Raw genomic sequence first — 24,812 nt, 5'->3', positions numbered from 1 at the left:
TCGTCTAGCTCCTAACCTGACAAAGGTTGACGCACAGTAAGATACAGTCAGGGTATCGCCTTGTGCAAGGACTATGCCAGGACTCCAAAAATCACCAAACTTGATCCAAACAGTTGCCGACCTAGAATTTCCCGGCGGCCCCATACCGCTTGACTCTCGATTTTATATTGAGCGCTCAGGGGCCGAAGCCCTCGCCTGTGCAGAAATTAGCAAACCCGGAGGCCTTGTTCGCATTAAAGCTCCCAAAAAAATGGGCAAAAGTTCGCTGATGCTGCGGATAATTCACGCGGCAGTCGATCGGGGATATCGCACAGTAACTTTAGATTTTCAGCAAGCCGACGCAGCGGTTTTTGCTAGTTTAGATAAATTTTTGCGCTGGCTTTGTGTCAATGTCGCTCGGCAACTCAAACTCGAACCAAATATTGATGAATTCTGGGATGAAGATATGGGCAGCAAGGTAAGCTGCACTATTTACTTTGAAAACTATTTGCTCGGACTAATTGACAGTCCTATTGTCTTGGTAATCAACGAAATCAATCGAGTATTTGAACGCACCAATATTGCTCAAGATTTTTTGTCTGTGATTCGTTTTTGGTACGAACAAGCTCGCGCTAGCAAAATTTGGGAAAAACTCCGCACCGTTGTCATTCATTCGACAGAAAATTATATTGCTTTGAATGTTAATCAATCTCCATTTAATGTAGGAATGCCGATCAAACTCTCAGAATTTACTGCTGAACAAGTTCAAGATTTGGCGTGCAGATACGGACTAAACTGGAGCAATAGCGATCCGATAGAGCAATTAACGAACATGGTAGGCGGGCATCCTTATTTAGTGCATTTAGCGCTCTATCACCTGGCAATTTTGCCACAAAACCGCCTGTCGGTTGATCGGGATGAGCCTGGGGAGGAACTGGGGCGAGCCGAGTTGGCAGAACTGTTAACAGCAGCTCCTACTCACAGCGGAATTTATAGCGACTACTTGCAAAATCAGTCGATCGCCATTCAACAACAGCCGGAACTAGCCTTCGCATTCCAACAAGTTGTCGATGCTAAAAATAGCATTTACCTCGAACCTTTGATGGCTTATCAGTTAGACAGCATGGGACTTATCAAATTAGAGGGAAATAACTGTAGTTTGTCTTGCGAATTATATCGCCTGTATTTTCAAGGGCAAATGTTGTGTGAGGACAAGTTGTCGGTGGTTCGTTTTGAGGAGTTGCAGCAAGAAAATCAAAGGCTGCAAGCTTTGGTGAATGTGGACGAACTTACTCAAATTGGCAACAGACGGTATTTTGATAGTTGCTTGCGAACGGAATGGAAACATATGGCTCGCGAGGGGTCTCCGATATCTTTAATTTTGTGCGATCTCGATTATTTCAAAATATATAATGATACCTACGGACATCAAGCAGGAGATGAGTGTTTGCGATCGGTAGCTCAGACAATTCGCCGATCGCTCCCGCGCCCTGCTGATGTAGCTGCTCGCTACGGGGGCGAGGAATTTGCTGTGATTTTACCGGAAACTGATGGATCGGCGGCTCTGGTTGTTGCCGAACAAATTAGAACGAAAGTGAAAGCTTTGAATATTATTTTTAACCCAGAGAGTGTTGACGGTCTACCTCATTCTGTGGTAACGATTAGTTTGGGAATTGCCAGCGTTGTTCCGAGCGAGGAAAATGATGCGATAACGCTACTACTGGCGGCTGACGAGGCTCTTTATGACTCGAAAAGGCACGGGCGCGATCGGCTCACTATGAGTACGCTTTTAAATTTTCGATTTGCTGCTGTTAATTAGCTAATTCCGGGGAAATATAATTCGTTTCTACACATACAAAGTCCGCCCGCGCGGACTCTGAAAAAAATGATAGTTAAGAACTGGATTTGATGTTAATAGCGGGGGACGGTTCGATCGACCACCATTGAGTAAGCATCGATACCGCCAACGATATTTTTAACGTTAGTAAATCCTTGAGCGGCTAACCACTGGCACATTTGAGCCGATCGCACTCCGTGATGGCACAGAACTAGGGTTTCTGTGTCGCGATCGAGTCTAGCGTCAATTTCACCAGACCATTCGGCAAACTCGCTCAGCGGAAAAGCTACAAATCCCGGCAGCGCCGCGAGTTCAATTTCGTAAGGTTCCCGCACGTCTACAAGCTGCAATTTCTCAGCATTGATTTCTGCTAATTGGCGAGCTAATTCTTCGACTGTAATTTGAGCAAAAATTTCTGACATTTGATTAGGAAAATGTAGGCATCAGTCATATCATGTCCGGTCGAGCGACCGCGATTTTTGTAGGGGCTCCCCTCACCAACAATACCTGCCAATAATGGACAATCTCAAAAACCCGCCCCGACCAGGATATTATTGTTAATCGATCGGACATTAGTCAACAGTCAACAGTTAACAGTCAACAGTCAACAGTCAACTGTTAACAGTAATTAATTGAGGGGCGAAGGCGGTGGAATTAGCTCCACAGGAGGGGTAGGTGCAGGGCGCCCGTCCAACTGGCTCACGCTGTCTCTGGGGTCAAGACAAGTGGCGATTAACCGGTCAGTGGGAAAGTCGAGCCTGCCGCTCAAACCGACTACGCATTCAGAAAACTGTTGTGGCAATAAACTGCGGCGGCATCCATCCAGCACTACCAGGGGATCAGCAGGTTGAGTTCGACTTTTGCCGTTAATATTCACTACGCAAGTAGCCAATTCGTTGGGACGCCTCACCCGCCGACAGCTAGAGAGCGCTTCGACACCAGAAATCTTGGTTTTGCGGTTGATTTGGAGGGCGCATTTAGATATGTCGCGGGGGCGGAGGGCGTCAGCACAAGCGGCGGCGGCTGCCTCTGCGGCCACTCCGGCTTCGATTAGTTCCAGGGCGCAGACGCGATAGGGATTCCTAGAGCGAGGGATTCTAATAGTGATGGCTGATGCTGGTGAGATTGGCAGTGCTGTTGCCAACAAACCGAGTGCTGCTAGCTGCGTGCCGAGAGCTAATATCCAGCGCGCGGTAGGGTTTGAGCCTGTCGGTGCTGGCTTTGGGGAAGAAGTGCGGGAGAAATTGCGGTTGTGCATGGCAGATCGAGTAGTGAGTTTTTTTGGCTGATTGGGGCGATCGAGCGATCGGCTTTTCCTTCAGAATTTACCGCACATTATGGATCGCCCTCCGGTAGATCGTTTTTTTATCGATCTTTGTTGGAATTTTGACCGTTACCAACATATAATATAGAGTCTGCATAAATATTGCATACAGATATTAGAGAGGAAAATAAATGTCTCGATATCGAGGCCCCCGATTGAGAATCGTCCGTCGCCTGAAAGAGTTGCCCGGTCTAACCCGCAAAACCCCCAGACGAGATTATCCGCCTGGACAGCACGGTCAAAACCGCAAAAAGCTCTCTGAGTATGCGGTTCGCTTGCAAGAAAAGCAAAAACTCCGTTTCAATTACGGTGTGACGGAACGCCAACTGCTCCGTTACGTCCGCAAAGCCCGCCGTGTCACGGGCTCCACAGGTCAAGTGTTACTGCAATTTTTGGAAATGCGCTTGGACAATACTGTGTTTCGGATGGGAATGGCTCCAACCATTCCGTCCGCTAGACAATTGGTAAATCACGGTCACATAACTGTCAATGACCGTGAAGTCAATATCGCCAGCTATCAGTGCAAGCCTGGTGATGTAGTTGCTGTGAAAAATAGAGAGCGCTCGCGCACAATGGTAGAAGCTAATCTCAAAGACCCAGGCTTGGCTCACTTGCCCAATCACTTGGAATTTGATAAGCAAAAACTAATTGGCAAAGTTAATGGCGTTATCGAACGCGAGTGGATTGCTCTACAGATTAACGAACTGCTAGTGGTGGAATACTACTCGCGTCAAGCCTAATTTATTAGTCATCAGTCGTTGGTCATTAGTCATCAGTTAGTTGCTAGCAGAATAATTAATAATTGGGTAGAAACCCAGTTATTGATTAATTGCTACTGAATAATGAGGGCTAAGGACTGAGGACTAAGAATTAATAATTTTCAACACTCCCACCCCCCTAAAAAGGGATGGGATTTTTTGAAGGTTTCGCTTGTTAACTTCTTTGAGTAGCCATTTGCTCAGACGACACCTGCCTGATGGCATTAAATGATGTCCCAGCCTCAAATTATTCCCTTAAAATGTTTCTTCTCCGGTTGGTTCTTGGTGGACAAGACCTCGCTTTTGAAGGCGATAATTCGCGACAACCGGGTAAACAACACCGCGTATCCGATTGATGGCGCCTACTGGACGATGAACTGCTAAGCCGTTCCAGGGAGAATATCGCAGGTTTTCGTTGAAATCAGATTGTTTTTCATAATCAATAATCTGATGCTTGACTGTGAGACGACCTACTCTCAAGAAGGGTGATTCCTTTTCCTTCCAGACATTGATGCCATCGTCGATCGGCATTTTTAAGCTGGTTTGGAACTGAATGCCAAAATCCCAACAGTATTGGGCATCAGGTTTCGCCAGAGCTTGAATAAGGTCATCCCGGTAATAATTGTCTGGTTTATTGGGATCTAAACGCAAGGCTTTAGCGCGATCGACAAAGGGAATTTTAGGAATTCCCGGTCGAGATTGTTCTGGAATTATCTCGTGCGGTGGTTCGGATGAAACTGGAGTAAACCCATACTTAATTACAGCCGGATATTCGACAGGAACTAGACCAGGCTGGGAGGGATCGAAATCGGGATTGAGACCCAAAGCAGAGGGTGAACCGCTCCAATATTTGGCTGTTAGCAAACTCTTCGGAGTCCGGCTACCCGTAAGCGTTGACACAGCTAAAAAGTGTCTGGGATGTCGGATTAGCCACTTTTTCAATGTCTCTGGTGATTCAACCAGAGCAGAAAAAAAGCCGTAGTAGTCTTTGATGGTTTGGCTCACAAATATCTCTGAATTGTGAACAATGATGTCCTGGGTTTTTGACTCGTGGCTTTGCGTGAGTCGTTCGCCTTCCACCCCCATCACTTTCAGTGATATTGAGCGCGAATCTTTTTGGTAATCAGGGGCTACTTTGGTAGCCCCGTTAGCAAATCGCAACCAAACAGGATATTCTTTGGGTTTTGCTAGCAAACCTTGCTTAAGGGAAATAGCATTGAGTCGCGAAGAACTTAACGAAGCGCGTTTACCCAATTCCCGTTTAATCTCTTCCTCATCAAAGTCAAAAATTTCCAGAGTTCCTTTAACGCAGGCATGAGTTTTGGCGTGAGTATCTCGCAGCGCCCGCTCCTTATCCCCGTAAAGATTATCCATCCGAAGCTTGGCCTGCTCAACCAAAAGATCGTAGTATTTGCGTTCGTCCTGTTCGGGATATTCGGTAAATAACTTCTTGCTCATAAATAACCTTCGGTTAATCGCTAAAAAAGGTTCTACACAAACCGTTGCATCTGTTAAATAGTATAACTGCTGGTGCAATTGCTCCCGAATTGCCGTAGCCGAGCGCTTGCGAAAAGATCGCCTTTTTATTCCTCATTTTTGAGGGCGCAGGTGTCTTTGCGCCCCCAACTAATTTGAGTCTTAGTTGTCCGCTACAACTTAAAGCTCGAAGGAGACTTTGTACTTGGGATCGCTTGGAGGAACATTACGATTCACTAAATCAGAGACTGTTTTGGTATTTTGGATAATTTCCCAACCAACCTCAGAAAAAGTTTCCTTATTGAAGACTTTAGGCGATAACAAAGGATTAGTTAAAGCTTGGGAGAAAGCATCAATGCCAATTATCCGTGCTACTAAAGGCGGAATTGCTGAATTTTTCCGGACATCTTCAGCGTACAATCCGACAAATAGTTCAATCTTATCAACATGACCATACAACTCTTTTAATTTCTGTTGAGCGTATTCGTCACCCGTAATTTGATTGAAATCAGTCACCCTGGGATAACCACACATTTCGCGGTAATCGTTATAACTGGCTAACTGCGCCTGCCGTCCGAGTTTAACAGATGCTAGTTCGGTAGCATCAATAAATGTATAGGGTGTTCCTGCGATCTTAAAATCAGGTGTGTTAAATAAACCAATTCTAGTGCCTGGTTGGGAACAACTTTCTTCCATCAATGCACCCAACCCTTTATCGATTAACATCTGATTATTCCAGAGGGAATCGTACATGGATTTTTCTTGGCCGTCATAGATAAAGGTTTCCGGAATCGCACTATGCCAGCGATAGACAAAACTAAACTCAATCGCCATCCAATTTTCTCGATACCAACTTTCCTTGGTAAAAGCTTCAGGATCGGCAAAGAACCTAAAATTATAGGGCGTAATGTGGAAAATGTACTCTTCCATAATGATATTGAGAATAATCACCATGAGAATATTTCTCGCGGTTTGGAAGAGCCTCTCATCGTCCCATTCCGGATAGCTTTTGGACAAAACATCACAAATTCGATTATGCTCCCTGATACATAAAGTGTTGAGCATGACATAGCCAACTTGGACGTTTGCCCGTTCAACTCCCATTGCAAATAGCTTGCTTTTCTTTTCGGGGGGTTGTCTTTTCTCATCATTAAGGGGTGCATGAAGACCTTCAAATTGAGGATCGATAATACCCTGCTCAGGATCGGCATAATAAAAGAGGGGATACTCTTCTTCTACGCCATCTTTGCGCTTGAGTTTTTGGGTTTTAAATTTACCGTCTTTGAAAGCTCTGAGCATATTTGTTTGTTTGCGGGTCAACCCGTAAACATTACACATATCAATCTGATGGTTGGAGGTATTTTTGAAGCGGTTTTGCTGATCGATCCGCAGAAAACTATCTGTAAACCACTGCACCCAATAGGGAAAGAGCAGAGTGGATTTTTCCGAATAAATGGTTTTTCCATCTCTTTTTTGGAATAAGGTCTTTACTTTGTCCAGTGGTGGTAAATTCCCTTCTTTGTTGAATTCTGGGTCGGGAGGTAAATGTCGCCCAGTATAAGTCTTGTCTGTAAGTGAATCCCAAGAGATGTAGGTATCAGTTTTCTTGGGAATATCTGTCCCTGGAATTTTGGGATCTAAGCCCATTAAGCTATAGGGAAGCGGGCGAGTCGGAAGTTTGTAAATGATGCTATTGAGAAAAAATTTGTTTAGTTTCCGTTTCAGAGGCTCGTAACTTTGAACTAAATTCCAAATTGGTTTGAAATGAGTCAACGTATATGCTAAAGCTTTGTTGCTGAATCCATCTCTAGATGTATCTCTTTCCATGATTGCTTTTCCTTTCGATTGTTGTAGATTAGATCGTCTTCTTATTCGGGGTTCTGAGAGGTTGATAAAGTTCGATCATTTTTCTATATTTTCAATTACTTTGGAGAGAATCTTTTGCAGATTCTTAGGCCGATAGTCTTGGCTTTTTTTCAATCGCTCGATCGCGCTTTCATGAAGATCCTCAAGGGTCTCCCCCACCTCGCGCCACTTGATTCCTGCCAATTTGAAGAACCCAGGATCGTTTTTAAATGGAGCCTTATAATCAGGCTTGATATCCTCAATGGCCTCTGGCTCGAATTCCAGCTTCAATTCAAGGTCACTGATTTGATCCAACATCCACTTCAAGACAGCATCTGATAACCCACGGTATTCTGGCGTACCACCGCCGATGCAGCCATGCTCGCCTGGAAACCAAACTTGACGAAGCTTCTGCTTCGGGGCATCAGGATTTTTCTTCATCAGGGTAACATCAAAGACTTCGCGAATTTCGTCGATCGCAACGGCGTGCAACGCATTCTCAATATCCTTATTTAAAGTGGTGTCGTGGAATTTGTACCTTGTTTTGATCTGTCCCTCAAACTTCTTCAAGGCGGGTACAAGAGGAATACCAAGGGCTCCAACGGTGTCGAAACAACCAAGCAAGGTAATCGGGACGCGATCGCCGTTATCTTTGCCGTAATCTTTGCGGAAACTCTTTGCTTTGTCATCATTTGGTTTAAGGCCTCGGTCACGGTAAAGCTCGTAAGCTTCTGATGCCTTGGTAATATAACGGCGGGATAGGAGACCGGAGCAATAGATCATCCCCGCTAGACTCCTGACTGTGTAAGCACCGCGACTGAACCCGAATAGATAGATTTCGTCACCCTGATCGTAGTTGAGAGAAAGAAAACGATAGGCATCTTGTATATTTTTATCGATTCCCAGCCCAGTGACTCCGCCCACAATCTTGTTACTGTCTACTCCAATTCCCTCGTCATAAAACACGATCTGCGGAACCCCGTCACTGGCTGTCCGTTTCACGGCCTGGGCAAGCCTAAGTACATTAGTTGGGCACTTAGTATCTAGTTTGTTCCAAGTTCCATCACAGCAAACAATCAGACGTTTCCCTGGTTTCGTCATTTTTATATTCTCTCTTTGAATTTGAAATTTAATAGCGATCTGTCATTGGTCATCGGTTACAAGAGAATTGCCACTTCCCGTTTTTCTGTCGCGTCAGGCGAGCCCTCCTAATTTCTTGCTCGACCCTATTGTTATCTGGCTGGGCAATCTTTAGCTATTTCGATTGTCAGGATATTAGTCTCAAAACACCATCTAGTCTAGTTGGCTGTATTAAAATGTTAATTTTATTTATATTTCTTAAATTAAAATATTTACAGAGTGAAATAGTAGCTTTGGTTCTGGGAAAAGGCTCGATTCTCTTAAAACGCAAAAAATGTAGAGCGTGAAATAGTAGCTTTGGTTCTGGGAAAAGGCTCGATTTTCCTAACAGGAGTAGCGCTCCGACGCCATAGCTAACAAACATTTAAACACATTTACGCTCTGCCTGGTCAGTTTTTAGAACAGCTATAGCAATCCGATCTGAGTCTCACAACACAACGCCCTCTTGTCTTCCTAGACTTCTTGTATAGCAAGACTTTCAGATTTTACAGATCTAGAAAATCACTTAGGATTGCTATATATCCGATCGATTTGTCCGTTGGCTGCAAGATAATGGTGACGTAGGGGTCGAACAAATAGCAGATTTGGACTATGTTTTGGATTAAAATTTGTTGCAGGAACTCTCAGATTTTCTGCGATGTGCTTGAAGTTTTTAACAATCTGTGGGCTTTTCTGGTTTCTCGATCGGTAAATTTGTGCGAAAATTTCCTAGCCCCGGTTAAATTTGAAACGTCCAAAAGTGGGGACGATCGACCGCAGCGACTGGCTACGGGGTTCTCGCACCAAAATCAAAGGCAGTAAGCCCAACATTCGCACAGCAGCCGAGAGCGCAAACAATGCTCCCAAACTCATGCCGGGAAGTTCGGCAAGAAAGCCGCCGGCGGTAGTTCCCAAAGCCCCAGCTAATCCCGAAACCGCTGCGGCGATCGCAAAATAAGTCGAAGGTTGCTCGATCGACGCTATCTCCATTTGAATATTGTTACTACACAGCGCGATCGCGCCTAAAGTCGTCCCCCCCAACAAGTGCAGCAACGGCAGCCACACCCATAGGGCAAAAGGGTAATTGCCCGTACCCAACCACAGCAAGGGCGTTAGGGCCACCACCAGCCCAACCGTAATTAGCAGGGGGCGATTTCCCCAGCGATCGGCTAACTTACCCCAAAACATCAGCAGCAGTAGATTGGCCCCGGAACTTAAGCTGGTGTAAATCGTTACCAAACTCACATCCAAGCTTAAATCTTTCAGCAGGTAGATATTAAAAAAAGGCGCGCTGAGATTAATAGCAAATGTCCACACGCTGAAGTAAAGAATAAACATTAAAAAATTAGAATCTTTCAGCACAGAAGGTACAAAATCTGTTATTTGCTTTGCTTTTTTCTCTGTAAGTCGATCGTTCTCTGCATCTTTTTTGTATAGCTGGGGATTCACATCAACCATGAAGCATTGACACCCCAAACTAATCATTCCCGCCAAAACACCCACCAATAAAACAATACCGTAGCCCAAAATTGGACCGCCGTCCCAAGTTGACACGGACAATCCCATCAACGGCACTCCCAGCAAAGTGATGAGGCTGACAGCACTGTTGCGAAAGCCAAAATAGCGTCCCCGCAAGCGCTGAGGAACCACAGCAGCCATCCAACTGAACCAGCTAGAATTAGCAAAAGCTACCAGCACGCTAGCTGCTACGACTGTTACCAGCGTCCATTGCAGCAGTTGGTGAGGGTCTGCGTGCTGGGAACCCCAAACAATTGCCACCGCCAGCACCAGCCACAGCAGCCGCGACGCACCGAATACAAATAGGTTGTACCAGTGGCGGCTGGTTGTGCGATCTGCGATGTAGGCTCCTAATGGTTGCAGGAGATTTACCACCATCGGAATAGCCGAGAATATACCTATTTCCACGCTGCTCGCGCCGAGTTGCAGCAAGAAGTTGCTCAGCAGCACGCCGGTGGTCGCCGACTCGAAGACAGCGGCAAAAACGCCGTCTAGAGTTGAGGCTTTCAGGGTCGATCGAACGTCTTTTTTAGAAAATTTGAGAGCTGTTTTTGCAGAGAGAACGAGCTGAAATATTTTCGGGTCTACTATTTCTGGAGTCTGAAGAGATAGAGGTTCATTTAACTCTGCAACTGGTTCAACCATAGTCAATCAATTTTAGATTTTAGATTTTAGATTTTAGATTGGAGAATTGAAGTAACAGGGTTAGATAAAACCAGCCCCACCTTCAAGAGGCTAGCTCGAAAGTAGGACTGGCACGTCCGGGTAATTCAGATAAATATAAATGACTTGCAATCGCTAGGACATCAACCGCTTGGGAGATATAAATCTGCTAATTGTAAAAAAGTAGGTTTTAGGGCTTAACCAGGAAGCGAGCGCAGCATTTTGCATACCAAAAATTGCTCGAATTCCGCCTCAAACAAGTTCCCCAAAGGCAAAAGCAAATTTAGCGCCCGATCCTCGACTCGGCTCTGATACCTTTACGGCTAGGTAAATTTATAGAATGAAAGACGATCAACTTGCTGAGTATCGCTGCTAACTATTTGTACCTAATTCCTGGAATGCGTTTGTTCAGTCCCAGCGCTGGGGATCGAGATTCCGGGTTTTTTGTGAAAATCGCCCCCAGGTGCCGATAAAGCTTCGGAGTGGGTTATTGGCGATCCTCTACGAGGATCGCCAACTGGTAGGACAAAATTATAGTTGACAAAAATTACGCTAACTGCAGATAATAGCAAACCCTAGAATTACACTTAAATGTTTGAGGGGTATCAGTGCTAAGGCGTGATGTCGATCGCCAGCCAATTTACGGATTTCTGAATTACAACGTGACAAAAACTCAACCTTTATCGGGGTATACACTGCCAGTATTTGCCTGTGCGGCCGCACTTGCAGCTTTGCGGTGCTTACGCGCAGGTATTCAGTCTCTAGATAGCGTATCAGTCAATTTACTGGAACCGCAAATAACTGCAGAAATTCCGATCGAACAGGCGTCTGTACTCAAAACTGATACCGCTTTAGGAGTGACTCGCTCCGATCCGGGGGACAATCTCGATCTGACTCGCAATACCCCCGTTTGGGCAATGGTGGAATTGGGGAATTGGGAAGAGGGAGAGCAGATTGTGATTCTCGGCGGTGAAGGTATAGGGCGTCACACAGTCGGTGGAGGGGCGGCGATCTATGATTACGCAATGCGACTGTTGCGATCGAATCTGAGCCGAGAACTCGCAGGAGGAGAAAAAATTACTGTCACCCTGATTCTGCCGTCTGGGCGGCAACTAGCCGCCCGCACTTCTAACGAAGCTTTCGGCGTGGTAGAAGGACTTTCGCTGCTGGGTACAACTGGCATTTCTCAGCCGCTGAGTGCCCCTGGACAGTTGGAACTTTACCGCGAACAACTGCAACAAAAAGCCGAATTGTTTGACTGTTTGGTTTTCTGCATCGGCGAAAACGGTTTGGATTTGGCGCGACAACTGGGGATTAATCCTGATAGGCTCGTCAAAACCGCTAACTGGCTCGGCCCGCTGCTGGTAGAGGCCGGATATCAGGGCGTGCAGTCAATTTTGCTGTTTGGCTATCACGGGAAACTGATGAAATTGGCTGCGGGAATTTTTCACACTCACCACCACCTCGCTGACGGGCGCAGGGAAATTCTCACAGCTTACTGTGCTAAAGCTGGAATGGCTGCCGATGCGTGTTCCGCAATTTTTGCCGCCGCGACAGCCGAAGAGGCTCTGGGGCAACTGCGGGCTTTAGACGCCGAGTTTGGGAGCAATTGGGTCGATCAAATTTACGGCGACATCGCCCGACAAATAGACTTGCGATCCTCGGATTGCATTTTTACTCACACCAACCGAAGAATCCCCGTGGGCTCGGTCATGTTCGGGCGCGATCGCAAAATTATTGTTAAAAGTGACATAGGAGATACATTTTTGACCCAAATTTGTTAATGTAGTGTGAATATCCCTGAATTCTGTTTAAAACATCGGTCAGGGATAATATTTAACAAGTAATAATTCTCTGTCCCTAAACCTTAATTATACTAGGTTGCTTCGGGAAGTTATTTCTGAAGCAAGAATTCAATTAATTAGGGTAAGTATCGAAGTAAATCTATGGCCCTGTACCCGATTAATCGACTAACATCGCTGACGGCAATCTAGTATCAATAAGATTTATTCCTAGTGACCAATGGTTCCTAGCCTTCCTTAGAATTGTACAGAGATCGCGACAGATACGTCCGCTACTTTATGCCCAATTAGCACTTAGGAATTACGCAATAACCGTGACTACTAAAATAGAAACTGAATCCGTTCTCACAAACTCTTTAATGCAGCAGATTGATCGCCAGATCATCGTGATTCTCGACTTCGGTTCGCAATATTCCGAACTGATTGCTCGTCGAATTCGCGAAACTCAAGTATATTCAGAAGTTATTTCTTACCGGACTACTGCAGAACAGTTAAAAGCTATCAATCCTAAAGGAATTATTCTTTCAGGAGGCCCAAGTTCTGTATACGATGAAAAAGCACCCCACTGCGACCCAGAAATTTGGAATTTGGGAATACCGGTGTTGGGAGTGTGTTACGGGATGCAGTTGATGGTAAAGCAGCTCGGAGGCACGGTTGAGCGGGCTAAGTTAGCCGAATACGGCAAGGCATCGCTATTTATTGACGATCCTACGGATTTGCTGACAAATGTTGAAGAGGGCAGCACGATGTGGATGAGCCACGGAGACTCGTGTACTCAACTGCCACCTGGTTTTGAAATCCTCGCTCACACTGACAATACTCCGTGTGCTGCTGTTGCTCACCACGAGAAAAATTTGTACGGGGTTCAGTTTCACCCAGAAGTAGTTCACTCGATCGGGGGAATAGCTTTAATTCGCAATTTTGTTTACCACATTTGCGAGTGCGAACCGACTTGGACGACTGCTACTTTTGTGGAGGAATCGATTCGCGAAATTCGCGCGCAAGTGGGAGATAAACGAGTTTTGCTGGCTCTATCGGGCGGTGTAGATTCTTCTACTTTGGCTTTCTTGCTGCATAAGGCGATCGGCGACCAACTTACCTGTATGTTTATCGACCAAGGGTTTATGCGGAAGTATGAACCAGAACGGTTGGTAAAATTATTTAAAGAGCAATTCCACATTGACGTTGAGTATGTTAATGCTCGCGAACGCTTTTTAGCTCAGCTTGAAGGGATTACCGATCCTGAAGTAAAACGCAAGCGGATTGGTCACGAGTTTATCAACGTATTTGAAGAAGAATCGAAGCGTCTAGGCCCCTTCGACTACCTCGCCCAAGGCACTCTTTATCCTGATGTGATTGAGTCGGCTGACACTAATGCAGACCCGAAAAGTGGCGAACGAGTTGCTGTTAAAATTAAAAGCCACCACAACGTCGGCGGTTTGCCGAAAGATTTGCGATTTAAGCTGATTGAACCGCTGCGAAAACTGTTTAAGGATGAGGTGCGAAAAGTCGGCCGGTCGATCGGGCTTCCCGAAGAAATAGTGAACCGACAACCTTTCCCCGGCCCGGGATTGGCGATTCGGATTATAGGAGAAGTTACCGCAGAGAGACTAAATATTTTGCGGGATGCTGACTTCATTGTTCGCCAAGAAATTAATCGGCACGGATTGTACGGTGAACTTTGGCAAGCTTTTGCAGTTTTGCTGCCGATTCGCAGTGTAGGCGTGATGGGCGATCAGCGCACTTATGCTTACCCGATCGTCTTGCGATTTATTAAGAGTGAAGACGGGATGACGGCTGATTGGGCGCGGGTTCCTTACGATTTGTTGGAACTGATCTCGAATCGGATTGTGAATGAGGTTAAGGGGGTGAACCGAGTGGTTTACGATATTACTTCTAAGCCACCGGGAACGATCGAGTGGGAGTGATTTCTAGTTAGGAATGAGAATTAAATAACTTACAAGTTTGATGGTTCTTGTGGGATGGGCGTCCCGCCCGTCCAGAAAGGGCGGGCGGGACGCCCAACCCCTACTCTCCACTTTCAAGAGTGTAAATTATTTAATTCGCGATCCTTAGCAATTAAGTAGGCGGACTAATTTTTTTGTCTGTCTACTTATTTTGATTTTGGATAAAAGGGCGATTCCCCACATTCCGCCCTTTGACTCTCACATTTAGGTATTTTTGACCAAGCCATGAGGTTTGCGTCAATTTTGAGGGAATTCCAAGTCAACAGATGCTCAAAGGGCGGAATGTGGGTTCTAATTGTTCCACCGCTGCATTGGTTTCAATGTTGTGACTTCGATCACTTGTAACACGGACTTGGTTCACCCAATATTTTCAGTATTATCACGGAAAAAAACCAGCACCATCACTTGCTCTTAGGAGAAACCACGAGATGATTAAGGTGTCGAGTTCAAAACAATCCCATGTATCCAGTTAATCTTCTCCCCGGCGCTATCAACGAATTAATTGCCACTGTCACCGATACTCACCGCGTTACCAAGGCTGACCGCTACGGCATGATGGCCGCCATCCTCGATGAGTCTATCAGTGAAGAAGAACGTGGCTCACTCGATCGTCTGATTCGCTCCCTGGTCAAAGGTAGGATTCAAGTCAGTGATGAACTCTCCATCGTCTCTTGACATTCCCCAGCTATCAGGCGTGGGGATTCTTGGTTCTGGCGACCTACCTTAAAACTATCTATCCTTGCGGCAATACTTAAAACAAATATCCGTTCAAATGAACCAAATATCGAGCCTAATTTAGTTAGTCCCAGAGGGTTTTATCTCCCCAAGCGTTCGAGAATTACTTCTCATGTTACCGGATGCCCGCTCGGTACGTTTTAACTTCCCAAAATTTACTTTTCTGGTTTTGGCTTACGTTAGTCAGCCTAGCTATAGTCAGCCTAGCTATGTTTTTCGTGGTTTTCGCCACCCACTAACCATTATTATTTTCCGACCAGTCGTTTGAGCTTGGTGTCTCTTATGTATCGGCGGTTATTTTACCTGTGATATAAGTATCATTGTACTCTACTTTAAATAGAATGCTAGGAAATTTGAAAAATAGATACTAACGCAACTAAAGGATTAAAACAAAAATCGGCAATCAATTAAAGCCGTCCTATAAGGACGGGGCTTTAGACCCAATTATCTTGGTAAGCAGAAAGCGGGTTGAGAACTCGACACTCTACAACGGCTTTCCGTTGGGGAAGTTTAAACAAGTCACTGATACAACTCTCTAGGGATAGCTTTTTGTATAATGCACTTTTGAGATAGACGATTAGCGTTCCCAACTTCATAAACATTATGACGGATACCATCCAGCATCTCATTGAGCCACACATTCAAGATTTGGGTGGGTTCCAAGCCCGCCGCTTGCTTCCCTCAGACGTTTTAGCATTGGTAGGCCCGTTCATCTTTTTTGACCATCTGGGCCCTGCGGTTTTTCCACCCGGCCGGGGCGTGGATGTCAGACCGCATCCGCACATCAACTTAGCAACCGTCACCTACCTGTTTGAAGGTGTTTTGCTGCATCGCGATAGTGTGGGCAGCGTTCAAGAAATCCGTCCTGGTGCGGTGAACTGGATGACTGCAGGGCGAGGCATTGTCCACTCGGAACGCACGCCTGATGACGATCGCAGCAAAGAAGCCATCCTGCATGGCATCCAAACCTGGATAGCCCTTCCCGATGAATACGAAGAAACCGACCCCTGGTTTCGGCATCATCCGGCTTCTGAACTCCCTGTTTGGGAGGATGCAGGAGTTTCGTTCACCTTAATTGCGGGTGAGGCCTATGGTCGCACTTCCCCAGTTCAAATATTTTCACCCATGATTTATCTGGACGTGCAACTAACTGCTGGAAGAGAATTTACCTTACCGGGTCATTACAGCGAACAGGCGGTTTACAGCGTAACAGAGGGGCTTGTTATTGATGGAGTGCCTTTACAACAACATCGGTTAGCGGTTCTAAATTCAGGCACGGAAGTAAACATTTCTGCTTCAGGCAAGGCTCGTTGTATTGTGATTGGCGGTGAACCTGTTGGTGAGCGCCATAAGTGGTGGAATTTTGTTTCGAGTCGCCTCTCGCGCATTGAGCAAGCTAAACTCGATTGGAGAGAGGGACGGTTTGCTCAGGTTCCTCAAGAGACAGAGTTTATTCCGCTACCTGAAGAGCCACCTTCTCAAGCAGAGCAACCGTTGTGAATAACCACAGCGATATTTAAATTAAAAAAACGCCAATTAATTACGTGAGAATATTGTAGGGATGATTGATTAATTGGCCCTAGAATTTTAGGATTGTAATTGTATCAAGTCTGATCGATCGATCGCAATACCTGAGAGTCGGGAGGGTTGACGAATAGTTCCGGGTTCACCCGTCCCTACAGGATTGGGATGCTTTCGTAACTATCTGCCTATATTCCGCTTCATGCGATCGAGTTCTTCGTCTGCTTCCCAGCGTTGAAACTTTTCTTCTAAAGGGTCTGCCGCCTTAAAACTGTTATAATTTGAACTCTGATTCCAACCCTTTGTATCCCAATTCTGCTCTGTTTTAGTGGTAGTGCGAGTTGCAGCTTCGGCCGCTTTTGCTCGGACTTCTTTTCGCCGTACTTGAATTTGGCGGTACAGTTCTTTTGCTTTTTCAATCCGTTCTTTGCAGCCTTGCATTTGGCCCCAGCGCTGATTTCCCTGACGCAGCAAAGCGGCTTGCCGCTCTTGGGCGGCTTGAGCTAAATCGAGCCTTTGAGCAGCTTTAGCTTTGTTGATGCGATCGTTCCAGCGCTGAATTTCTTGAGCGGCGGAGAGGATTTCGGCTTGCAGTTTTTTCTCTTGTTTTTGGATATCGAGAATCAGCCGCAGAGTGTCTTCTTCTTGTTCCTTCAGTTGTTCTTCTATTGCCTGCAATTCGAGATGGGGATTGCTACGCAAAAATTCTTCTAATCTGGTTTCTAGAAAGCGGCTGAAATCATCAAATAAGCCCATTTTTTATAATTCCTCAGTCATCAGTTATGAGTCATTAGTCATTGGTCATTAGTTATTAGTCATTGGTTCTTAGTCACTGGCGATCGATTATCGATCCTGAGTTGTTAGTTATAGCAGAAGAAAGTTCGGTAACGAAGTGGGTAAGCGATTTAACGGATAGAAGGAAGAAGCAATAAGAGCACTGGTTTCAGCAATTAAGAACGTCTTGGCGGTTCCTATATTATAACTGTTTTCACTGCTCCTGATATAAAGCCCGATCGCTGCCTATTACTGATTACCGATGACCTAACTCATAACTAATGACTGATGACTAATGACTCATAACTGATGACTGATTAGAACTTTTGCCCGACAAAAACCGATCGCACATCTCCTCCCTTGCGAATCACTGCTTCTTGATTTTTGATTTCTGCCAGCGTCCAACCGCTAGCGCCGATGCTTTCGCCGACATAAATTCTGCGGGCTACGCCGTCTACTTCAAACAAAGCAGCCGATCGATCGCCCAACTCCAAAATCCCTACCAGCGTGTGGGCGGAAGTCGGGGCGCTGCTAACGGCAGGTGCCGATTGCTCGGGCGCGGGCGCAGATTGCTGGGCTGCTGCGGGCGCTGGTGCCGGTTCGGTTTCGCGAGCCAAAATCTTTGGCTGGGGAGACTCCGAGGGGGAAGGGGAAGCGGCGAGGGGATCTCGATTTCCCGCAGCGGCGATCGCACGACCGGAGGCTGGAGCAGCAGGCGAGGGGGAAACTGCCGCGGTTTGAGGAGCTGCCGGAGCTGCCGGAGCTGCCGGAGCTGCCGCCACCTGAGCAGGCGGAGCTACAGTCACCTGAGCGGGGGGAGGGATGACTACGATTTGGGGTGCAGGTGCTCCCGGCTGCGCGCCGGCTTGTTCTAGGGCATCAGCGATGCGGTTGACTGCGGTAGAAAGACCTGCGGTTGCGGGCGGCGCGCCGGAAATTTGAATGCTCGGCAGCGTCCCTGGGGTGGGGGCTGGGGGAACTCCTGCAAGTTGGGGGTTAGCCTGGGGTGCTTTTTTTTGTTCGATCGCTTCTAGGGATCGCTGCACGTATTCGACAAACTGGGTGTCTGGTGCTGTTTTGCCACTTGCTGTCGGCCTCTCTGGTGCCTGGGTGGCGGGCAAGCGCACGAGTCCCGACCTGCTTGCGAGCCATAACCCCATGACTAGCAGCAGCGACCCACATGCTGCTCCCAGCAGGATTCTGTCGAATGATTGTTTGGACTGCTGTTTTTTGGTTGTTTCTAGGGCGACTTGGCGGGCGATCGCTTCTACGTCTTTTTCGCCCCGCTGCGACTGGGGGGGTGCCAACTGCGACAAAACTATTTGAGGTACCGATATCGACTTGAGCGCCACGAATTCTGGCTGCACTGGTTCCGATGGCAGTCCGCCGCTGCCGTCGAATGCTCGATCAACTCCTTCAAACAGTTCGTCCATCAACCGATCGGCGTAGGACTCTACTGCCACTGCTTCGGCTGGCACTGTTTCCACCGTCGCCCTCACGGCGATCGGCTCTGACGCTGATTCCCAAGACATCTGTTCGGCGATTACTTTTTGAGGCATAGTTTTCTGTTTGCTCCCGCTCCTCGACAACCCTGAGATTCTCAACTTCAGACTTCTACAGGATACTTGTGATGTTGACCAATTCTTGGCTCAGAACAGGTCAATTGTATCTCACTCATCACCATATTTTTAGTCCTCGGCCAACTTACTTTGCCCGATCGACTTTTGTTTTACCTGTTTTGGGCCTTTTCGCCCCTGTTTTCTGCTGCCAGTCTTATTTGCTTACCCTGACTTTTTCTGCATATTCTACTGCTTTTGTCAACCCCACCCTCCGGGGCTTCGCAGTTTTTGACACACAGCTTTACTTAAGGCGATCGCAAAAAAAGCGGGTTTTTTGTCGCTGTTTCCGATCGCTTTGCAGCTTTGACAAGGATTTCAGACTTTTACCCGTCTTAAGTTTCTTTGTCCGTTTGCTTAAAATTGGATTTTGGAAAATAATTTTAATCCCAACTCCCAATTTCAACTTCATGACAGCCAAAATATTGTCATTACTATCCCTTGACAGAGGATAAAAGCTAAGGGAAAAATCCAGCGAAACATTTGCATCATCCCAGCGGTGAAATCTGGTTTTTTGTGGTTTTTTTGCAAGAAATGCACGGTGACATTAGCCTGAATCGCCAAAAAGAAAAAAATATAACAGATAAATATGTAGGCATCCAGCAGAGTCATGTAAGATAATCTCGGCAAAGCATTAGCAACAGTGAAGTTAAAAGTTATTGCCGTGAGGGTGCTGGTCATGCCTACACTCATCTGAGGGTTAAAAGCCGTGTTTCCATCCATCCAAAAAGTCGCCCAAGAAAGCAGCGTAATTAGCAGCAGGGGACTAAAGACTTTAAATAGGTAAAACTGGTAATTGCGCTTGAGTTTAAGTTCAAAAGTGTATCGCGAATAGTTTTTATTTTCTAGTTCAAATTTGTTGGAAGTGACTGTACTTTTCAATTCCCTAATTTGCCATTCGGATAAAGAAACGAAAGAATCCTTGCTGTATCCAGTCAGCTTGGGATCTTTTTGGAAAACTACACGTCGGTCATCAAAAGACAATGATTCCAAAACAACCTTAGCTGTTTGCGAATCAAAGGGAAACTTTCTCAAATTTAAGTCAGATGATACAGTGGCGTTAACGAGTTCTAAATAAGTGACGGTGCCGTCGGGCTGCGCGGTTAATTCCACCGCGCCTTTTTTCGCCGCTGATGGAGAGTTGACAATTGTTAAAACTGGTTCCCATATTTTTTCGGGAGTGTAGCGAATTTCTGTGTCGCCAACTGCATTGGGGTCAAATGCTAGGCGCCGGTCTTGCCAAGTGGCCGACAAATAACCGCTGACATCAAAAGTTTCATCTGATTGATTAATGCGACCGATGTTGGTCAAATAGAAACCGATGGCAACTTCTGTTGGCTTGTCAGCGTTGGGAGGACTTTTGAGACCAGCTTTGGGAGTTTCTAGGGGCGGTGTTGTCGGGGCTGTGGCTGCGGTGGTTGACCTTGGTGCGGCTGCGGGGAAATTGGTGGGAGTATTTTGAGCGGCGACTGGGGAATAGGTAAAAAGGGCAGCAGTTAATGCTAAGCTCACCAGAGCTGAGATTGTGTGAGCTTTCAGTCGATTGTTGTTCATCTGATCGTATTCCTCGGACTAAGATGATTTTTTTTACAGTCGCTGAGCAGAATCGGCTGAGAAACCGGATTGTTAGCTATGGTAATTGAACTGCAATCAAGCAATTACCGGAATTAACGGGATTTCTGCATCCAAGATAGTTTAAGTTAGATCTACTCTGCTGAAAATTACTGACGAAAATTCCTGATGCTGGATTGGGTTGTTGATTGTTGAGGGTAATTTTTGTAAAACTACTGCATTGATTATTTAATAATAGGACTTACGCAGAAATACCAAATAAACCTGGTTTTTCACTCCTAGTTAAAAGCTCAAATGCAGTTTTTTTGTCACAAAACCAGGTTTTTGGGTAACTTTTGTATATCACCAACACAACTTTTTGTCAACAGCCATGGGGTGCTGTGTATCTTCTTTTCAGAGCGATATGCTTCCCAAGCTCTTTATCGTTTCTCAGTAAATTTGTGAAGCCATCGAAAACATCTCTTAAAATATTTCCAATTTCAGCAACCCCAAATTAACCCACCCGTTCGGCCAATTCCAACCAGCGCTCAGTCGCCCGATCGATCTGCTGCGTCAACTGAGCCAAACGATCCGATAACTTCTTCACCTCGGCAAACCCGCTTGGAGCATTGTTAGACAACCTCTTCTCAATCTCTTGTTTCTCAGCTTCCATCTGCGGAATTAGACTTTCTAATTGTTCGTATTCCCGCTTATCATTGAAGGAAACTTTGGTAGATTTTTGACTAGAAGTTTGGGCTTTTGAATTGTTGGATTCAGCGGTGCGTGTAAGTTTTTCTTTTTCTTTTTGCCCTTTGATTTCCTTGGCTTCTTCCGCTTTTTTGTAGTCTAAATAGACAGAATAATTGCCGGGATACAAGCGCAAATTGCCGCCCGGTTCCAAGGCGAAAACCATGTCGATAGTGCGATCGAGAAAATAGCGATCGTGGGACACCACAATCACGCAGCCGTTAAAATCTTCGAGATAATCCTCCAAAACCGCCAAAGTCTGCACGTCTAAGTCGTTTGTCGGTTCGTCCAAAATCAGCACGTTCGGCGCACTCATCAGCACTTTCAACAGAAATAATCGGCGCTTTTCCCCGCCCGAAAGTTTGTTAATCGGTGCATACTGTTGGTTCGGTGGAAACAGAAACTTTTCCAACATTTGAGAAGCGGTAATGATTTCCCCGTCCGCCGTTTGCACCAACTCCGCCACACTTTTCAAGTATTCAATAACTCGCTGGTCTTCGTTGGGCGTCAAATCCTCTGAATGCTGGTCAAAATAACCGATATGAATGGTTGTGCCAATTTCGACAGTACCCGAATCCGGCTGAATGCGTCCGGTGATGATATCCATCAGCGTCGATTTTCCCGCACCGTTGCAGCCAATAATTCCTATCCGGTCTTCGGGTGTGAAATTGTAGGTAAAATCTTTAATTAAAGTGCGATCGCCGTAAGCTTTACAGATATTCAGTAACTCAATCACCTTCTTACCAATCCGGCGGCCCGCTGTCGCAATCTCGACTTTGCCGTTGGCTGTTTTGAATTCCTCTGCTCGCATATCTTTAATGCGATCGATCCGAGCTTTTTGCTTGGTACTGCGCGCCTTCGGCCCCTTCTTCAGCCATTCCAACTCGCGCCGCAATACTCCCGAGAATTTGCGCTGAGTGCTGGCGGCCGATTCTTCAGCTAGGGCTTTTTTCTCCAAGTAATAAGCGTAATTGCCAGCATAATTGTAAAGGTCGCCGCGATCGATCTCCAGGATGCGATTGGTAACGCGATCGAGAAAATAGCGATCGTGCGTAATCAGCAGCAAAGCACCGCGATAGCCGTTCAAATAATTCTGCAACCACTCCACAGACAACGCATCCAAGTGGTTTGTCGGTTCATCCATCAGCAACACATCGGGCTCTGACAACAAGGCTGTTGCTAAGGCAATTCGCTTGCGGTAGCCGCCGGACAAGTCGGCAATTTTCGCATCAAAATCCTCAATCCCCAACTTGGTCAAAATCAATTTCGCCTTCGTTTCCAAATCCCACGCATCCACCTCATCGATGCGTTCAGACACTGCAGACAGACGCGCCATCAACTTGTCTGTATCGCCTTTGCCGTGGGACAGTTGATCGGAAATTTCCTCGTATTCGCGCACTAAAGCCATTTGTTCGCCGCTGTCGGCAAATACTTGCTCTAAGACAGTGTGATTTTCGTCTAAATCCGGCTGTTGGGGGAGATAGACAATTGTAGACCCTGGATTGACCCAGCGATCGCCAGAGTCGATCGACTCCATACCGGCAATCATTTTCAGCAGGGTTGATTTCCCGGAACCGTTGGTGCCGATGAGTCCGACTTTATCGCCTTCATCCAGGCTGAAACTGGCATCTGTCAAGAGTTCCTTGATGCCGAAGTCTTTTTTGATCGATCGCAGAGTAAAAATAGTCATGAGTATATAAAATTATCTACCTAACTTTTGACATACATAAGCGAGTTGTGGTACTTTAGCTTATATCATGTATTGTACCGCACCTGCAATAGAATACTAAGTTAGCCAAATACCGCACCTCTCTATCGGCTCAATTCACAAAAAGAACGTTGACTAGAAATATGAAAATTTCACAAGTTACTAGACGCGATATTTTTGAATCTATGGCGATAGAAAAAATAAACTGGTCTGGCCGGTTAGAAGAATCTGAATTTCTTTCTCGCCTTTTTGATTTACAAAGTATGCCATCAACAGATTCGCGATTTAATAATGCTGCTGGCGACATATTTCAGCACAGAATTAATAATGATGACTGGGAGGATGATTGGGTTTTCTATGACAGTCGATTTGGTCTAATAAACGGGGATGACGAAGTATTTCTTAGATTCTTATGTGAAACACTTCATCCAGTTGTTCGATCGGATGTTACCGAAACAGAGCGAATCTGCCAGTTATATAATCAACACCTTCAAAATGACGGTTTTCAATTATTTGAAGTCACTAGGTTATCAGCAAAGCCCGTGTATTCAGGAAGATATGTTGGGCTAACAAAAGTCCCCGGAATATCGGCCGCACGCGAAACTCTGGCAGGAACAGACCCAGGATATGTAGCACAACAAATCACTCGAATGGATGTGGCTGTCAGCAACGATCCAAGCCTAGCAATAGGCACAGCAAAAGAACTCGTTGAAACGTGCTGTAAGACTATTCTGACTAATCGAGGAATCGCATTTTCAAAGAGTGTAGACATTCCAGAATTAGTTAAGCTAACCATCAAAGAGCTAGAACTAACCCCAGATGATATTCCAGAAAAAGCTAAAGCCAGCGACACAATCAAGCGATTACTCAGTAATCTCGCCACCATCACGCAAGGAGTCAATGAATTACGAAATCACTATGGAACAGGTCATGGAAAAGTGGCTGGCACAAAAGGATTACTGCCACGTCACGCAAGATTAGCAGTAGGAGCTGCATCAACGCTTGCTGTTTTCTTGGTAGAAACTCACAATGAACGTTCTAAAACTAAAACAAAGGACTAACCATTCGTTATTAGTTGAGATTATAAAAATGAAGGCTTATAAAAATAGTTTGCATAGAGATTTATCCTGCTAAGTTTCCGAACTGACCATAGAGCATATAAGATAATAATGAAGAGTTCAGATGAATCTAAATGAAAATAGATCGTATTACAAGCAATCCAAAGCGGATGAACGGGCAACCATGTATTCGCGATCTTCGGCTTACTGTTCGTCGAGTGATCGAGCTGCTAGCAACTTATCCCGATCGAGAAGAACTACATCAAGAGTTTCCAGAACTAGAGGATGAAGATATCCGGCAAGCCCTAATTTTTGTATCCTCTTACCTTGACGATCGCATCATTGAGCTACCTAATCGCTATGAAGCTGTTGCTTGACCAAGGATTACCACTTTCTGCGGCAGCATTATTACGTGATGCAGGTATCGACACCATCCATGTTGGTGAAATTGATATGTCTCAAGCCGAAGATGCCGAAATCATCGAGAAAGCAAGAGTTGAGGAACGTGTGGTTGTTACACTCGATGCAGATTTTCATACATTGCTAGCACTTGATGAAGCAGCTTCTCCCTCAGTTATTCGCGTTCGGATTGAAAGGTTACGCGCCCAAGCATTAACGGATTTGCTGCTGATGGTAATTGCTGAGTGCGAGGAGGATTTAGAACAAGGAGCGGCCATTTCGGTCGAGCCAAGCCGTATTCGTATTCGTCGTCTGCCACTCATACCGGATGTCTAAAAAATAGTCATCAGTATAAACAGTCATTTACGTGACCCTGATGCTCAAAAGGTTTATGTCAATCTCGATTGTCCACGCC

At 45.9% G+C, this 24,812-nt stretch carries 19 protein-coding genes; 9 read left to right on the top strand and 10 right to left on the bottom strand.

The genetic code is table 11. The features are described 5' to 3' along the window. Positions 1-73: 73 nt before the first annotated feature. Positions 74-1,798 (top strand): AAA-like domain-containing protein, encoded by a 1,725-nt coding sequence (locus tag QUB08_RS10650; RefSeq protein WP_333224709.1) that lies wholly within the window; start codon positions 74-76, stop codon positions 1,796-1,798. 92 nt (positions 1,799-1,890) lie between these two features. On the opposite strand, the gene QUB08_RS10645 is transcribed toward QUB08_RS10650, so the two are convergent. Together QUB08_RS10645 and QUB08_RS10640 are read right to left on the bottom strand one after the other, a co-directional pair. Next, on the bottom strand, positions 1,891-2,238 hold the full coding sequence (locus QUB08_RS10645; protein ID WP_333224708.1) for a rhodanese-like domain-containing protein: 348 nt from the start codon (positions 2,236-2,238) through the stop codon (positions 1,891-1,893). Between the two features lie 206 nt (positions 2,239-2,444). Beyond that, positions 2,445-3,074, bottom strand: coding sequence for a hypothetical protein (locus QUB08_RS10640; RefSeq protein WP_333224707.1), 630 nt, complete (start codon positions 3,072-3,074; stop codon positions 2,445-2,447). Positions 3,075-3,271: 197 nt separating this feature from the next. Between QUB08_RS10640 and rpsD the strand changes: the two genes are divergently transcribed. Then, a complete protein-coding gene (gene rpsD / locus QUB08_RS10635) occupies positions 3,272-3,880 on the top strand; it encodes a 30S ribosomal protein S4 (RefSeq protein ID WP_193975783.1) in 609 nt (202 codons plus the stop codon). A 273-nt stretch (positions 3,881-4,153) separates the two neighbouring features. Here rpsD and QUB08_RS10630 read toward each other — a convergent pair whose 3' ends face one another. From QUB08_RS10630 to QUB08_RS10615, 4 genes are all read right to left on the bottom strand, one after another. Next, a complete protein-coding gene (locus QUB08_RS10630; RefSeq protein ID WP_333224706.1) occupies positions 4,154-5,356 on the bottom strand; it encodes a catalase in 1,203 nt (400 codons plus the stop codon). A 198-nt stretch (positions 5,357-5,554) separates the two neighbouring features. Continuing rightward, positions 5,555-7,021, bottom strand: a complete 1,467-nt coding sequence (locus QUB08_RS10625; RefSeq protein ID WP_333224705.1) for a peroxidase family protein — start codon at positions 7,019-7,021, stop codon at positions 5,555-5,557. Between the two features lie 255 nt (positions 7,022-7,276). Beyond that, on the bottom strand, positions 7,277-8,320 hold the full coding sequence (locus QUB08_RS10620) for a DUF2235 domain-containing protein (protein WP_333224704.1): 1,044 nt from the start codon (positions 8,318-8,320) through the stop codon (positions 7,277-7,279). Between the two features lie 747 nt (positions 8,321-9,067). Then, complete coding sequence (locus tag QUB08_RS10615; RefSeq protein ID WP_333224703.1) at positions 9,068-10,501, bottom strand: MFS transporter; 1,434 nt, start codon at positions 10,499-10,501, stop codon at positions 9,068-9,070. Between the two features lie 680 nt (positions 10,502-11,181). Here QUB08_RS10615 and cbiD point away from each other — a divergent pair. The 4 genes from cbiD (at position 11,182) to QUB08_RS10595 (ending at position 16,523) form a co-directional block, all read left to right on the top strand. Further along, positions 11,182-12,303, top strand: coding sequence for a cobalt-precorrin-5B (C(1))-methyltransferase CbiD (cbiD, locus tag QUB08_RS10610; RefSeq protein ID WP_333224719.1), 1,122 nt, complete (start codon positions 11,182-11,184; stop codon positions 12,301-12,303). Positions 12,304-12,635: 332 nt separating this feature from the next. Next, positions 12,636-14,249, top strand: a complete 1,614-nt coding sequence (gene guaA / locus QUB08_RS10605; RefSeq protein WP_445300907.1) for a glutamine-hydrolyzing GMP synthase — start codon at positions 12,636-12,638, stop codon at positions 14,247-14,249. A gap of 498 nt (positions 14,250-14,747) precedes the next feature. Further along, positions 14,748-14,963, top strand: coding sequence for a hypothetical protein (locus QUB08_RS10600; RefSeq protein WP_333054638.1), 216 nt, complete (start codon positions 14,748-14,750; stop codon positions 14,961-14,963). A 663-nt stretch (positions 14,964-15,626) separates the two neighbouring features. Next, positions 15,627-16,523, top strand: a complete 897-nt coding sequence (locus QUB08_RS10595) for a pirin family protein (protein ID WP_333224702.1) — start codon at positions 15,627-15,629, stop codon at positions 16,521-16,523. A gap of 201 nt (positions 16,524-16,724) precedes the next feature. Here the strand turns inward: QUB08_RS10595 and QUB08_RS10590 are convergent, their stop codons facing one another. The 4 genes from QUB08_RS10590 to QUB08_RS10575 form a co-directional block, all read right to left on the bottom strand. Beyond that, entirely contained in the window at positions 16,725-17,300 is a 576-nt protein-coding gene (locus tag QUB08_RS10590) for a TIGR04376 family protein (protein ID WP_333224701.1), read from the bottom strand. Positions 17,301-17,635: 335 nt separating this feature from the next. Then, positions 17,636-18,877 (bottom strand): hypothetical protein, encoded by a 1,242-nt coding sequence (locus QUB08_RS10585; protein WP_333224700.1) that lies wholly within the window; start codon positions 18,875-18,877, stop codon positions 17,636-17,638. Between the two features lie 465 nt (positions 18,878-19,342). Next, the gene (locus QUB08_RS10580; RefSeq protein WP_333153117.1) at positions 19,343-20,488 is read right to left on the bottom strand and encodes a hypothetical protein; all 1,146 of its coding nucleotides are present in this window, start codon (positions 20,486-20,488) and stop codon (positions 19,343-19,345) included. 511 nt (positions 20,489-20,999) lie between these two features. Beyond that, positions 21,000-22,922 carry an ATP-binding cassette domain-containing protein gene (locus tag QUB08_RS10575; protein WP_333224699.1) on the bottom strand — a complete coding sequence of 641 codons (1,923 nt, stop codon included), beginning with the start codon at positions 22,920-22,922 and terminating at the stop codon, positions 21,000-21,002. Positions 22,923-23,083: 161 nt separating this feature from the next. On the opposite strand from QUB08_RS10575, the gene QUB08_RS10570 reads away from it, so the two are divergent. The 3 genes from QUB08_RS10570 (at position 23,084) to QUB08_RS10560 (ending at position 24,733) form a co-directional block, all read left to right on the top strand. Next, positions 23,084-24,001, top strand: coding sequence for an abortive infection family protein (locus QUB08_RS10570; protein ID WP_333224698.1), 918 nt, complete (start codon positions 23,084-23,086; stop codon positions 23,999-24,001). Between the two features lie 131 nt (positions 24,002-24,132). Further along, positions 24,133-24,375 carry a DUF433 domain-containing protein gene (locus tag QUB08_RS10565; protein ID WP_333224697.1) on the top strand — a complete coding sequence of 81 codons (243 nt, stop codon included), beginning with the start codon at positions 24,133-24,135 and terminating at the stop codon, positions 24,373-24,375. After that, entirely contained in the window at positions 24,359-24,733 is a 375-nt protein-coding gene (locus QUB08_RS10560) for a DUF5615 family PIN-like protein (RefSeq protein ID WP_333224696.1), read from the top strand. The genes QUB08_RS10565 and QUB08_RS10560 overlap by 17 nt, the downstream gene beginning before the upstream one ends. The last annotated feature ends 79 nt before the right edge of the window (positions 24,734-24,812 follow it).

The sequence above is a fragment of the Microcoleus sp. BR0-C5 genome, assembly GCF_036705045.1.
In the GTDB taxonomy this organism is placed as follows: domain Bacteria; phylum Cyanobacteriota; class Cyanobacteriia; order Cyanobacteriales; family Microcoleaceae; genus Microcoleus.
Note: the sequence above shows the minus strand (reverse complement) of the source record. Positions and strands in the feature narration are given on the sequence as shown.